Here is a 12787-nt window from a genome sequence, read left to right on the forward strand (position 1 = left end):
TTATCGCCGCGTAATCACCGTGACCCAGCCGGCGGCGTTCAGAACCCTGATAGGCAGGGTTTCAGCGATGGTTGTAAGCGCCGCTTCAGCGTCACGCGTATCGAAAATAGCCGTTACAGGTATATTGCCGATTTCTGTGTCAGTGAGGACGATGCTGCCCCGACGATAGCGTTCAAGCTCTTTGAGTACCCGCTCAAGCGGAACATCTTCAAAGATAACCCTGTCGTTGCGCCACGCTTCCACTATCTGCCGATCGGCGCGCTGAGGAAGGGGTGCTTCCTCAGCCCCATAAGTCATTTGCCAGCCCTCATTTAGCCGCAGCGGGTCAATCTGGCCGAAAGCTACTGAAACAGCATGCTCGAGAACAGACACAGTCACTGCCTGATCTGTCAGTTTGACGTCAAAAGCAGTTCCGAGCGCGGTTATAGTGCCGCCACCCGCACTGACCACAAAGGGACGCGAGTGGTCAGAGGCGACCTGAAAGAATGCCTGTCCTTCATGAAGCATGAGATTACGGCGATCATCCGCAAAATCGACCGACAAAGCGGAGTAGCTGCCGAGTTCGACTGTGCTTCCATCGGCAAGTTTGAAACTTTGGCGTTCACCAACATCTGTTCGATAGGTCGCAAACAAGCCACGGCGCGACATGATAAAAGCACCGGGAAGGAGAACAAGTGCTGCGAGGCCGCCCAGCACAACGCCACGCCGATCAACGCGTTTCGGATGGCGAAGGCGATCATACTCAGGTTTAACAGTATCAAAGCGTTGCCACAGTTTTTGTGCGCGCTCATAGGCCAATCGATGCGCGGGATCAGACGCGATCCAGACTGAAAACGCATGCCGATCATCCGCGTTGACGGTTTTATCCTGCAAAAGGACAAACCATTCCAGCGCTTTCATGTAAACCGGATCGGTTTCAAACTCCTTCATGCGCGTCCTGATGTTTCCGCTGATAACTATTCCGAAAGCTGTCTGTCGAGTTCAGCTAAGGCTGACACGATCTGGGTTATAACCGTATTTCGGGAAATGCCCATACGCTCGGCGACTTCATCGTAGCTCAAGCCTTCGATACGGTTGAGAATAAAGGCTTCGCGCCTGCGGGGCGGAAGCTGCGCAATCGAGTGTAAAAGACGATGCAGCTCACTGCGGTAAAGCACAGTCATTTCGGGGGATGGACTGGTATCGGCGAGGCGCTCTGGCTCATCGACAGCAATCTCGACATCTGACCTACGACGGGTATTGCGCAAATGATTAAGTGCCAGATTACGCGCTGTTCTCTTTACATAAGCTGGACCGGGCGCTTTCTCTGTATCTTCATATCTCGAGAGCAGGTTCAGGAACGCTTGTTGAACGACATCTTCGGCTGTGGCGGTGTTTCCGACAATACGGCGCACAAAAGCTCGCAGATTAATCTGCTCACTTTCATAGAGTTCTGTCAGATCCCACAAACGGGAAGTCATTCTTAAGCGCACTCCGGATAAGATACTTTGGGCATCTGCGAACAGACAGAACCCTGCTCACGCCTTAAAGGTTTAAAAAATATCGCGCAATCGCAGTGATTTAGAAGAATTCCAGGCTGACAGATAAAATATGTCTAAATTACTCATCTTTGTCTTGTCAAAACAGGGGCTTCGACGGGTAAGATCGCTTCTTCGCTTGTTTGAAACTGAAAGACATCTCAAATCTTTATCCTAAAGATGTGCCTGAAATGTCACATTTACACTCGTTAGTATTACCGTGAATTACTATTAAATCGAACCAAAAAGACCGGGTCGAAATCGTCATCGATAAGTAATAATGACGAACAGATACCGGGTGAGGTCTATGGCCAATGACTTTTTAGACGGCCATTCAGGGTCACACAGAATTTGATCTTCAGTGAAGTTGCATATTCGCGTTTAAGACAACGAAGCTCGGTTATTTGTAGTCTTGATCAGCACCAGGAATCTTGACTGGTCATCAATGTTTTCACCCAGTTGAGTAACTAAACAATAGAGTTCAAAACCCGTGAAACGCCATATCGAGCGCGGATACGATCTCGTCATGTGAAACAGAAAGGTTTGTGACTGAGTTCTTTAATATGGACACCGGAATTGCGGACATAAACTGTGTAACCAACACATGCTCGTCTCCCTCAATCTCCAAGCTCGGATTGAGCCGTTTTGCCGGGATGGGCGCCATATCTTTAATAATGAGGGGGATGACAATACGTGTTTTTAGTTCATCTAGTAAATCAGCCTGTACGTCGAGCACATAGCCGCCACCCGGATTTGCGTAAACGTCATATCTCGCCATTAGAATTGACGATAGCGTTCAAGAGGTAAGCCATTTGCTTCGACGTAAGCATTAGAACTTTGTATCGCTGAACGATTACCTTCTTTCCAAAGTAATGACTTCGCAGCAGCGAGTGCCTGCGCAATTCCACTTTCGGCTGCACGTGAAATATTTATCTTATGTCGGCGCGCTTCTGAAAGAAGCTCACTATCGATTGAAAGATTGGTTGCGCGCTTGAATGTCCGGGCAGGTTCCGGCTGTGGCATAAGACGTGCTCCTTTGAGCTATAGTCATATGCGCATATTTATGTGCATTCAACCGATATCTCTATGTAACGCGTAAGCAGAGAATGTATGCGAATTAGCCGTATTTATATGTATGGTCACTGTCTCACATCGTATCGACCCGCACACGATATAGGAACAACCAACGGATTCGGTCGGGAGCGAGATACGCGAAACTCCGACTGGGTATCAAATAATGGGTTTGGTTTTGACTGGCTTTGTTTGTATGAAGCTTAGCTCAGTCGACCTCTAAAATTTTCCATTAATGAATTTTACTTTTTATCATGTCGGCTATTTTCTCAGCGATCATGATGGTGGGCATGTTTGTGTTGGCACAAGGTATTGCAGGCATGAGGGACGCATCACAAACACGAAGTCCATCAATGCCGTGAACTTTGCCGCTCGCGTCGGTGACGGAAAGTGAATCATCTGCCGCGCCCATGCGGCATGTGCCTGAAGGGTGCCATGTACCGCCAACATGCTGACGCACGAAACTGGTGAGTTCTGAATCATCTTCCAAGAGCGATTTAATGCTGACACCGGATGTAATAGCAGTATGAATGAGTGCTGTTCGTAACGGCCCTGCCGCATCAAGCATGGCTGAGAGAGTGCCACGTTGAAATGCATTCCATGTTCCGGGCGCGGCAACTTTTGCCACGCGAGGCGTGTAGCTTGAGGGGAAAACCGTACCAGCAAACTCGCGCATATTTTGATCAGATAGGACTGTGGCACCTTTTCGGACAGCATCCTTCAAACGCGTCAGATCGCGTTCATCGCTCAACATACGGAAATCGACATCTGGTTCTGCGTATTCATCAGGTGATGAGAGCGAAACGGCTCCACGCGAATAGGATTTGTTGACCCAGAAGAACAAACTGCCGATACGATTGCCGACCGAATGCCAGCCAGAGCGTGCAAGAATTGCGGCATGCATATCACCGGATGGCGCGCCGGGGAGGTCAGATGAGTAGCGCCAGATCGCTTGCTCATGGTGTTCAAGTGCATCCCGGTTGCGTGCCGCTGGTGGCAAATAAGCTGCGACCGCGATGGAAGGATGCTCCATCAGATTTTGGCCTAGGCCTGCAAGGGCATGGATAACAGGAATTTCAAGGCTTTTAAGGTGCTGACCGGGGCCGATACCAGAGCGCATCAACAGCGCTGGTGAATGTATTGCACCTGACGAAACGATGACTTCATGCGCGTAAAGTTTAATATCATCAGTGTTTTGGGTATTGCTTCTGATAATAGCGCCGGTAGCTTTTTTTCCGTCAAACGTGATCTTTACGGCTGTAAAGCCGGTCATGATTTTAAGATTGGGGCGCTTGCGAACCTCGTCGGTGAGATAGGCGACAGAAGTGGGCAGCCGCTGCCCCTTATCACTGACGGCGATAGCCCCGCGATAGGTCCCATCGCGCCATTGGCCATTCTGATCCTCACCAATCGGCCAGCCATTTTTATCTATTGTGTGCATCACCCGATCAACGAATGGCGATATGCTTTTATTGTCGATACGACGGATCGAAATCGGTCCATCAAGCCCATGCAGAGGCCCGGAAAAATCTCGATCTGCTTCAATTTCACGAAAATAGGGAAGACAGTTTTCCCATTTCCACCCTTGCGCGCCGAGCGTCTCCCATTCGTCATAATCGGTGGGTGCACCGCGATTGGCCATCAACGCATTGATGGCTGAACCACCGCCGAGAATTTTCGCCTGTTCATAGCGGCGTGAGGCTCGCTTATCGCCATTATGACCAAAGCCACCCATACGGGCTTTTAGTTTTGCCCAGATATTGTTTGTGTCGAGATAGGCTCGCCCTGGATAACGGCTGCGAATGGCATCGGGCATGTCGGATGCGCTGATGTCGCGGCCTGCCTCAACAAGTATCACGCGTCGATTGGGGTCTTCCGACAGACGAGCCGCCAGAACGCAACCCGCAGATCCTCCGCCGAGTATGAGATGATCGGCAATCATGCTGTTGCATGCTCCTTACGCTGTCGACCGCTACTCAGGGCCGCGAGCATGACGACGATAAAGGACACGGCGGTCAGGAGAGAACTGATCGACGCAATGGTTGGATCAATTTCGTCACGAAGTGCTGTGAACATGCGCTTTGTCAGTGTCTGATATTGTCCACCGGAAATAAACAGTGATACTACTGTCTCATCAATTGCGGAAATGAATGCGAACAAAAGACCAGAGATAACGCTCGGTTTGATTTGTGGCAACGTGACCGCAAAGAAGGCCCGAAAACGGTTCATACCGAGGCTACGTGCAACCATCTCCTGTGTTGGATCGAATTTGCGCAAGCCGACCAAAACTGACGTGACTACATAAGGAAGGCCGAGCATCACATTGGCGAGGATGAGGCCTGAAAGTGTTGCCAGCAATCCGACCTTCGCAAATACAAAGAACACGCCGACAGCAGTGATAACGATGGGCACAACAAGCGGCAGTAACAAGACCACCTGCATGCTGCGGACAAGCCGGGAGGATGTCAGATTGAGCGCGTAAGCGGCGGCAGTGCCGATGATCGTGGAAAGAATCGCACTCGCTATTGCAACGATCAGGCTAACTTTGGTTGCCTGCATCCATGCACTGCTGGCCAGATAAGCTTCATACCAGCGGAATGACCAGCTTGGCGGAGGAAACGTCAAAAAACGTGCGCCGGAAAAAGACATCGGTACGATGATGAGGATCGGAATGATCAGCCAGATCAGGATGAGCGATACGACAGTGATGAGGATTGCGCGGGAAACTGACATGATCTTACTTCGTCCCCATAATGCGTTCAAACGGGATCACCATGCTGGTCAAACGGAAGATCAGGAACACACAAATCAGCAGAACAACACTGATTGATGATGCAGCCCCCCACTCGTGATAGACCTCGATGTTGCGCGAAACGAGCATGGAAACCATATAGGTCCGCCCGCCGCCAAGCAGTTCCGGTGTGATGTAAAAACCCAGTGTAAGCACGAACACCAGCACCATGCCCGCAATCATTCCCGGCAGGGATAGAGGCAGAAAAACACGCGTGAAAACATAAAACGGTGTGCCGCCGAGGCTTGATCCTGCCATTGAAAGCTCACGCGGGATTTTCTGCATGGTTGCGTAAAGCGGTAACACCATGAACGGCAACAGAATATGGATTGTAGCGATAACAGTACCGAACTCATTATTCACCAATGGTAGCGGCGCATCGATCAAGCCCATTGATTTGAGTGCCGAGTTGACCAGCCCTGTTCGTTGCAACAGGATCAGCCATGCATAAGCACGCACGAGCACGCTGGTCCAGAACGGTAGGATGACCATCGCCAGAATGACGATGCTCCATTTATGCGGCACGGTCGCTGCGAGATAAGCAATTGGATAACCGAGCAATAGAGCCGCTATTGTGACGATAAATGCAATCTTGAAGGTTTGCAGAAATGTCATCCAATAAACGTTGTCGGTCAGAAAACGCTGATAGTGAACGGCGGTAAAACCCCCATCTTGCCAGATGGATTGCCAGGCAAGCCAGCCAAGCGGCACAATCAGCAGAGCGGTGACGACTGCCAATGCGGGCGCCAGAAGAAACAGCATCAGCCGCATTTCTTTGCGTCGATAAAGTTCACTTGGATTTAGGGCCAGACTGCTCATTAAGATCACCGTGACATGCTGTATCGCTCAACTGCGAAAAACGCGCACACCAGAACTGCATGCGCGCTTGCTGATGTTATTTCTGGATAAATTCAGCCCAACGCTTCTGAGCTTCTTCACCTGCTGGCGAACTCCACCATTCATCGGAAACGAGAACCTGTTTGGCTGCATTATCTGGTGAACTTGGCATTTCGGTTGCGCGTTCAGGTGAGATCTTACCTGTCTTATAAGCAGCAGGGTTTGCCGGGCCATAATCGATATAGGCTGGGAAGTTCGCCTGAATTTCAGGGTCCAGCGCTGCGTTGATGAACTTCACGCCAGTTTCAAGATTGGGAGCGCCTTTCAGAATGCAAAGCGACGTATATTGCAGAAAACCCTGATTGAAGGTGTAACCAATCGGCAGACCTTCTTTCACCACAGCGGAAACGCGACCGTTCCACGCCATTGTCATATCCACTTCGCCATCGGCCAGAAGCTGCGCCGATTGTGCGCCGGACGTCCACCAGACGGTAACAAACGGCTTTATTTCCTCAAGCTTTTTAAAAGCGCGATCGACATCAAGCGGGTAAAGCTTATCCATTGGAACGCCATCTGCAATCAGAGCGGCTTCAAGTGTTGCCAACGGGTGATTGCGCAAGGCGCGGGTGCCGGGGAATTTCTTAACGTCCCAGAAGTCTACCCATGTCTTTGGTGCATTATCGCCAAACTTGTCTTTATTATAAGCAAGTACGCTGGAATAAAATTCATAAGCGACCGAATATGGCGACTTATATTCAGCTGGCATGTCCTTGACGTTCGGCAGCTTGGAGAAATCGAGCTTTTCGATCATGCCTTGCTCGCCGCCGCGAATGCAGTCTTTTGCTGGCGTATCAATAACATCCCAAACCGGTTTTCCGGTTTCAGTCTGCGTTTTGATCACAGGCCATGCATCTGGTGAACTATCCTGATTGATCGTGATGCCAAGCTTTTCCGCAACTGGATCCAGAATAGCTTTGGTCTGTGCTTCCTGATAGGCGCCGCCTTGTGAAACAAAGGTGATCTGTTCAGCAGATGCTTGACTGATACCAGTGACAAAAGCCGCTGAGGACAGGAGGACTGCGAGAGTTGGTATGCGCATGTTCGTTCTCCTCTGTGTGGACCTTCCGGGTCCATTCTTGTCTACCGGCTTGATTAAGCAGCTGCTCCGGCGCACAGCTTCGATCTCCCTCAACGTCCGATGGCGTCGAGAAACTGATACCAGCCTGCAACCACACGAACGGCTGGTGCGCGCAGACCATAAAAAGGGATTTGTTTGAGCGGGAGTTGCGTGAGCAGACCCAGATCAACCTTGTTGCCAGCCACAAGCTCAGCCACATGCTTGCCAATATATGACGACATGGCGACACCCGTTCCGTTATAACCTAGCGCGTAGACAATCCGGTCATCGATACGTCCGACATGGGGAAGACTATCGAGTGTCATAGCAACAAGGCCTGACCAGCGATGTGTGACCTGAACGGATTGAAGTTCAGGAAACTGTTTGACCATCGCTTTGTGCAAGGCGGCAAATGCTGCTTCGGAATCCGTTTTTCCAAACGCGCCGCGTCCGCCATAAATAAGTCGGTCGCCGGACTTGCGAAACCAGCGCATCATTCGCCGGGTTTCGGTATAGCTTCTCCCGTTTTTAAGAAGGCTTTCGCCTGCTGTACCAGTGAGTGGTTGCGTTGCAATCATTGCCGAGCGGAATGGGATGATTGCCTTTCGCACTGGTGCGGTTGCTTTGGTCAGATCAGAATAAGAGTTTGTTGCGATGACAACTGACGTGGCGCGGATTGTTGCGTTCTTCGTTTCAGCAACAACGCCGTTTGAATCGCGCTTGATGCCAACGACTGGAGCGTTTTCGCAGATTGTGATGCCTTCGGCCTGCACACCGCGAGCCAATCCCAAGGCAAAATTTAGCGGGTGAATAATGCCGCCGTGGGTGTTGAGCATGCCGCCGACGAAGTCATTCGACCCCGTTTCTTCTGCAACTTGCGCAGCAGATTGTATCGAACAAGCCGTGTCGCCGAGTGCTTCATTCAGCCAGGCGCATTCCGCTTTGATTGCATCAAGCGAGACCTGATTATGGGCGCACCGGAGAGAGCCTGTGGCGTGATAATTTGCATCTTTGATAGCGTAATCGCGGACCAGTTCGCCGACATGTTCTACCGCTTCAATGCTGATATCGTGCATAAGCCGGGCGACATCGATGCCGAAGCGGCTGGCAATATCGCGATATGCCAGCCGGAATTTAGCAGAGACGACGCCACCATTGCGTCCACTCGCGCCCCATCCGATACGGCTTGCTTCCAGCACGATCACTGACAGGCCTTTGCGTGCCAAGTATCGTGCTGTTGAAAGGCCGGTATAGCCACCTCCGATGATCGCGACATCATATTGGCTTCCGCCTGCAATCGCTGAAAATTGCGGGCGCTCAACGGCTGTTGCTTGCCATAGGGATTTGATGTCATCGAAGGGTGGGCGTGTCGTCATGGTGGGGTGACGCTCCGATCTATGCTGCGTTTGCGACTGAAGCTGAAAGGAGTTCAGCGTCAATTGCGTCTGCAAGCTGCTTCAATGTCGAAAAGTGGAAGTCAGGCTTTGTTACGCCCTTGGGTGTCGGCGTACCGCCAAAGCCGTTTTGTCCCTGACGGCGCTCGATCCAGCAGGTTGTGTAGCCCAGCTCTTTTGCTATGCCGATATCGTGGTATTGGCTCTGAGCTACGTGCAGGATTTCTGATGGTTTGAAGCCAAACGCTGATTGACGGCCTTTGTTGTAAGCAAAGAAATTCGGATTTGGTTTTGCATATCCGGTTTCATCGCAGGTCACGCTGTCATGGAATGGGTTTTCGAGCGTCTCCGAATAGGCTGAGAATGTGGTGCGGTCGGCATTGGTCATGGCGACGAGACGGAAGTTTTTGCGCAGACGCTTGAGCGCCTCAATGGAATCCTCGAAAGCGGGGTGATGCAGAATGGCGAACTGGAACAAGTCTGCGGAAGCCTGATCGTTGTTGATGCCAAGTTCGGTCGCCATATGAAGGTAGACATCCTTCATTGCCGACGAGGAACGACCGTAGAATTTATCGCGACCACGAATGTAAGGGCCGAAGATTTCATCGTCGCTCAGCTTGGCAGCCTTTTCGCCGCCGACTTTGCGGGTTGCATTCAAAACGCCACTTTCAAAGTCGATCAAAGTGCCCACGACGTCAAAGGTCATCACTTTAAAATCTGTGATCTTCATTGCTGTTTTCCTCGTAATACTTATGCGTGATCGTTAGTTGGTTTGTGGCACAATCACCGTGTCTTCCGGGTGAAGTGCAATTTCGATTTCTTCGCCGGGGGCACGCAGTTGCGCACGACCTGCGTGATTGGTCGGGAGACGGAAACTTAATTTTTCGCCAGAGGGTAGCTGCATGAAAACGCGGATGCTTTCGCCCTGATAAAGTGCGTCAATAACGGTGCCACGCAGACGATTTACATGGTCGCTTCCGGGCTGGTCGTTGACAGTCAGCTTTTCGGAATGGAGGGCGAGATAGAGCTTCTCACCTTGCGGAATTGGGTAAGCTGAGCGCAGCGTCGTGCCTGCAAGGCTGACACTATTGTCACCATTTCTAGTGACGGGCAGAAGCGTAGCTTCACCGATGAAGCTGGCGACGAACGAATTTATTGGCCGGTCGTGCAGCATTTCCGGCGTGTCGATCTGCACGATTTTGCCCTTGTTCATGATCGCAACGCGGTCACTCATGGTAAGAGCTTCGCGCTGGTCATGCGTGACATAAACAATCGTTGCACCAAGCTTGCGATGCAGCTGTTTGAGCTCAATCTGCATGTTTTCACGCAGCTGCTTGTCGAGCGCTGAAAGCGGCTCATCCATCAAAATGAGGCGCGGCTCAAAGATCATTGCGCGGGCAAGAGCGACACGCTGTCGTTGGCCACCTGACAATTCGTCAATCTTGCGGCCTTCAAGTCCTGTCAGTTCAACCATTGCCAGTGCATCGCGCAGTTTTTCTGGCCAATCCGATTTTGGCATCCGGCGTGCACGCAATGGAAATGTGATATTGTCGGCGACGTTCATGTGTGGAAACAGGGCATAGTTCTGAAAGACGATGCCAATGTCGCGTTTGTGCGGTGGCTCCAATGTAATATCGCGATCACCCAACCAAATGGAACCGGATGTGGGCTGAACAAATCCGCCAAGAATGCCAAGAAATGTTGTTTTACCGGAACCGGATGGCCCCAGAATTGAGACGAATTCACCGGGCGCAACATCAAGACTGACTGAATCAAGTGCGCAGAAAGCTCCATAGGTCTTCGTCGCTGAACGGATGGAAACTCCAACACTTGACGATTTTTTGGTTTCAGTCATTTGATTCCACTAAATATTTTATCGACTGATCAAATATTGGTCAGGCTCGATCTGCTGCATTCAATGGAAGAGCTAAACATTAGTTTTGCGCATAACTGCTTTGGCACTGAGCGCTTACAAATGCTTTGTTCCCCTGACGATAATGAAGGATTTTCTCCTTTCTTGATTAGTAGGAGAACAAATAACTGCGACGGGCGCAATTGAAAAAAGCTTGAGACGATGTTACAAAATGTAATGACGATTTTGCGACGCGCTCTTCCTTCGATGAATGGCCTTTTCACATTGGAGGCAGCAGCACGGCATGGAAATTTTTCCAAAGCGGCTCAGGAGCTGAACGTGACGCCAGCCGCTATCAGTCGTATGGTCGGGCGACTTGAAGAGCATATGGATGTACAGCTTTTCATTCGGACGACGAGCGGTGTCACGCTGACCGAGTACGGTAAGATTCTACATGATGCGATTGACCGGGGCTTCGCTGGCATTGAACAGGCATTAAGAGAAATCAGCGACCGAAAACAGGGCGTTCAAACGGTTACGCTCTCGCTTTCAACCGGTTTTACGACGCATTGGGTGATGCCGCGCATGGCGGCTTTTAAGAAGACTTTTCCCGGCGTTGATCTGCGGTTCGAATTAATTATGGGGCCGCTGGCTGGCCCAGTGAATGACGTTGATCTCGGTATGAGATTTGTAGAAGGTGGTGATGATAATCATGAAGCCACTTTCGTTATGCCCGAAATACTCGTGCCGATTTGTAGCCCGACCTATCAAAGAGAGCATGATGAAGCGACTTCGGTTCTGGATCAGCCCGCGACAACGCTTATTAATCTGAGTGAGGCGCAGCCTAACTGGCCGGATTTTTTCCTACCCGCGCGCGGTCGGGCAGCTCACGATGAAATGCTGTTCTCTGACTATGCCATTGTTGTGCAGGCCGCATTACTGGGGCAGGGGGTGGCGATTGGCTGGTTAAATGTCGTTGCGCATTGGCTTCGGACAAACGCTTTAATCCCAGCTCAAAATCGGCTATTACCAACGCATCGCAAATGTCATCTGGTGCGTCTGCGGGGCAAGCCTGTTCGTCCCATTGTGGCGCAGGTTCGTGACTGGCTTATCACAGAATTGATGGATGATATCAGTGCTATCACAGCAATGTATCCGTCGCTGGGGCTCGAAGAGGCCTTACAGTCTGGGGTATAACTGAATATAAACAGAAACTAAAAAGAAGTGATTGTTGTTAAACAGCATAAGACTATTTTAGTGCCACCTCTTTTTCGATCACTTATGCTTAGAATGCTTCAGGCGCGCTCAATGTCAGTGTGCACGAAATCATTGCCTTTAAAGAGGAGCGGCAAATGATTGGCAGTGGCACAGGCATAGGCAAAACAATCACCAAAATTAAGCTGTGCTGGGTGAGCAACAAAGCGGCCATATTCAGAAGCCGCAGCAATAGCGACCTTTTGCAGAGATCCGTTGATGGGCAGCTCTTTCGCGCCGATGATACTCAGAAACTCTGTCACATCGGTTTGTGATTGTTCAATCATGGCAAGCGGCGTCGGTGAGTTTGCGCCATTGTGCGAAACGGATTCTTTGCGCGCGATCGTAATGACAGCTTCAAAAATCGATAGCGCTGAGACATAAATCGGCTTCTTACTGGCTTCGATCTTAGCAAGAAAATATCCGCCGTCTTCCTCGCCAGTCAGAATGGCAACAATAGCTGATGCATCCAGAAACATTACGAGCCCCACATATCATCAGCAAATTTCTTGGGGTCGAAATCTGTTTGATTTTGGCCCATTCTGGCTTTTATGCGCAGAGTAATTTGGTCTACTCTGTCCTTCAGAGGAACGGTTTTGCTGCTACGTGCCAACTCGTGCATCAGCGCACGACGCACAGCTTCCGTTTTATTGGGTGCTTTGGTCATATTCATGACCTTGATAGCCAGGGCATCAACTTCATCGTCGCGAATATAGAGGGGCATTGGTCCTCATGTATATCTATTGGTGTATATCCAGATATATTATATCGTATATCCCGTAATGACAATGCCTGTTTCCACTAGTGATAATTGATGTTTTGAGGATTTTGACAGGCGGCTGATGATTAACTGACATTCCTCGCTACTTTGAACCTGTCAGCACTAAACAGTGCCTTAGCTCAATCCACCGACAACAATACGATAGCCAGAAACCTTTTGTTTGGCGGCGCATT

The 12787-nt window shown here is 50.4% G+C and carries 14 protein-coding genes; 1 reads left to right on the top strand and 13 read right to left on the bottom strand.

Annotation, left to right across the window (positions count from 1 at the left end; translation table 11 throughout):
- From ACOZHT_RS23085 to ACOZHT_RS23135, 11 genes are all read right to left on the bottom strand, one after another.
- Positions 1 to 930 carry a FecR family protein gene (locus ACOZHT_RS23085; RefSeq protein WP_421566772.1) on the bottom strand — a complete coding sequence of 310 codons (930 nt, stop codon included), beginning with the start codon at positions 928 to 930 and terminating at the stop codon, positions 1 to 3.
- Between the two features lie 26 nt (positions 931 to 956).
- On the bottom strand, positions 957 to 1460 hold the full coding sequence (locus ACOZHT_RS23090) for an RNA polymerase sigma factor (RefSeq protein WP_421566773.1): 504 nt from the start codon (positions 1458 to 1460) through the stop codon (positions 957 to 959).
- Between the two features lie 538 nt (positions 1461 to 1998).
- Positions 1999 to 2295 (bottom strand): CcdB family protein, encoded by a 297-nt coding sequence (locus ACOZHT_RS23095; RefSeq protein WP_421566774.1) that lies wholly within the window; start codon positions 2293 to 2295, stop codon positions 1999 to 2001.
- Entirely contained in the window at positions 2295 to 2540 is a 246-nt protein-coding gene (locus ACOZHT_RS23100) for a type II toxin-antitoxin system CcdA family antitoxin (RefSeq protein WP_421566775.1), read from the bottom strand. The genes ACOZHT_RS23095 and ACOZHT_RS23100 overlap by 1 nt, the downstream gene beginning before the upstream one ends.
- Positions 2541 to 2820: 280 nt before the next feature.
- Positions 2821 to 4530 (bottom strand): GMC family oxidoreductase, encoded by a 1710-nt coding sequence (locus ACOZHT_RS23105; protein WP_421566776.1) that lies wholly within the window; start codon positions 4528 to 4530, stop codon positions 2821 to 2823.
- On the bottom strand, positions 4527 to 5321 hold the full coding sequence (locus ACOZHT_RS23110) for an ABC transporter permease (RefSeq protein ID WP_310014292.1): 795 nt from the start codon (positions 5319 to 5321) through the stop codon (positions 4527 to 4529). Before ACOZHT_RS23110 ends, ACOZHT_RS23105 begins: the two co-directional genes overlap by 4 nt.
- 4 nt (positions 5322 to 5325) lie before the next feature.
- The gene (locus tag ACOZHT_RS23115; protein WP_421566777.1) at positions 5326 to 6198 is read right to left on the bottom strand and encodes an ABC transporter permease; all 873 of its coding nucleotides are present in this window, start codon (positions 6196 to 6198) and stop codon (positions 5326 to 5328) included.
- A 76-nt stretch (positions 6199 to 6274) separates the two neighbouring features.
- Positions 6275 to 7315, bottom strand: coding sequence for an ABC transporter substrate-binding protein (locus ACOZHT_RS23120; protein WP_421566778.1), 1041 nt, complete (start codon positions 7313 to 7315; stop codon positions 6275 to 6277).
- An 89-nt stretch (positions 7316 to 7404) separates the two neighbouring features.
- The gene (locus ACOZHT_RS23125; protein ID WP_421566779.1) at positions 7405 to 8709 is read right to left on the bottom strand and encodes an NAD(P)/FAD-dependent oxidoreductase; all 1305 of its coding nucleotides are present in this window, start codon (positions 8707 to 8709) and stop codon (positions 7405 to 7407) included.
- 19 nt (positions 8710 to 8728) lie between these two features.
- Positions 8729 to 9457, bottom strand: a complete 729-nt coding sequence (locus tag ACOZHT_RS23130; RefSeq protein ID WP_421566780.1) for an HAD-IA family hydrolase — start codon at positions 9455 to 9457, stop codon at positions 8729 to 8731.
- 33 nt (positions 9458 to 9490) lie between these two features.
- A complete protein-coding gene (locus ACOZHT_RS23135; RefSeq protein ID WP_421566781.1) occupies positions 9491 to 10582 on the bottom strand; it encodes an ABC transporter ATP-binding protein in 1092 nt (363 codons plus the stop codon).
- 234 nt (positions 10583 to 10816) lie between these two features.
- Here ACOZHT_RS23135 and ACOZHT_RS23140 point away from each other — a divergent pair, with 234 nt between their 5' ends.
- The gene (locus ACOZHT_RS23140; RefSeq protein ID WP_421566782.1) at positions 10817 to 11776 is read left to right on the top strand and encodes a LysR family transcriptional regulator; all 960 of its coding nucleotides are present in this window, start codon (positions 10817 to 10819) and stop codon (positions 11774 to 11776) included.
- Between the two features lie 98 nt (positions 11777 to 11874).
- Here ACOZHT_RS23140 and ACOZHT_RS23145 read toward each other — a convergent pair whose 3' ends face one another.
- Complete coding sequence (locus tag ACOZHT_RS23145; RefSeq protein WP_339513960.1) at positions 11875 to 12312, bottom strand: type II toxin-antitoxin system VapC family toxin; 438 nt, start codon at positions 12310 to 12312, stop codon at positions 11875 to 11877.
- Complete coding sequence (locus tag ACOZHT_RS23150) at positions 12312 to 12557, bottom strand: type II toxin-antitoxin system VapB family antitoxin (RefSeq protein WP_310014277.1); 246 nt, start codon at positions 12555 to 12557, stop codon at positions 12312 to 12314. The genes ACOZHT_RS23145 and ACOZHT_RS23150 overlap by 1 nt, the downstream gene beginning before the upstream one ends.
- Positions 12558 to 12787: the final 230 nt, after the last annotated feature.

This window comes from Ochrobactrum sp. EDr1-4, from assembly GCF_049199085.1.
Classification (GTDB): Bacteria; Pseudomonadota; Alphaproteobacteria; order Rhizobiales; family Rhizobiaceae; genus Brucella.

Coding starts and splice junctions, on each gene's coding strand:
- ACOZHT_RS23110 (WP_310014292.1), bottom strand. CDS start 5,321: ATGTCAGTTTCCCGCGCAATCCTCATCACTGTCGTATCGCTCATCCTG.
- ACOZHT_RS23125 (WP_421566779.1), bottom strand. CDS start 8,709: ATGACGACACGCCCACCCTTCGATGACATCAAATCCCTATGGCAAGCA.
- ACOZHT_RS23135 (WP_421566781.1), bottom strand. CDS start 10,582: ATGACTGAAACCAAAAAATCGTCAAGTGTTGGAGTTTCCATCCGTTCA.
- ACOZHT_RS23095 (WP_421566774.1), bottom strand. CDS start 2,295: ATGGCGAGATATGACGTTTACGCAAATCCGGGTGGCGGCTATGTGCTC.
- ACOZHT_RS23130 (WP_421566780.1), bottom strand. CDS start 9,457: ATGAAGATCACAGATTTTAAAGTGATGACCTTTGACGTCGTGGGCACT.
- ACOZHT_RS23150 (WP_310014277.1), bottom strand. CDS start 12,557: ATGCCCCTCTATATTCGCGACGATGAAGTTGATGCCCTGGCTATCAAG.
- ACOZHT_RS23105 (WP_421566776.1), bottom strand. CDS start 4,530: ATGATTGCCGATCATCTCATACTCGGCGGAGGATCTGCGGGTTGCGTT.
- ACOZHT_RS23140 (WP_421566782.1), top strand. CDS start 10,817: ATGACGATTTTGCGACGCGCTCTTCCTTCGATGAATGGCCTTTTCACA.
- ACOZHT_RS23115 (WP_421566777.1), bottom strand. CDS start 6,198: ATGAGCAGTCTGGCCCTAAATCCAAGTGAACTTTATCGACGCAAAGAA.
- ACOZHT_RS23090 (WP_421566773.1), bottom strand. CDS start 1,460: ATGACTTCCCGTTTGTGGGATCTGACAGAACTCTATGAAAGTGAGCAG.
- ACOZHT_RS23100 (WP_421566775.1), bottom strand. CDS start 2,540: ATGCCACAGCCGGAACCTGCCCGGACATTCAAGCGCGCAACCAATCTT.
- ACOZHT_RS23120 (WP_421566778.1), bottom strand. CDS start 7,315: ATGCGCATACCAACTCTCGCAGTCCTCCTGTCCTCAGCGGCTTTTGTC.
- ACOZHT_RS23145 (WP_339513960.1), bottom strand. CDS start 12,312: ATGTTTCTGGATGCATCAGCTATTGTTGCCATTCTGACTGGCGAGGAA.
- ACOZHT_RS23085 (WP_421566772.1), bottom strand. CDS start 930: ATGAAGGAGTTTGAAACCGATCCGGTTTACATGAAAGCGCTGGAATGG.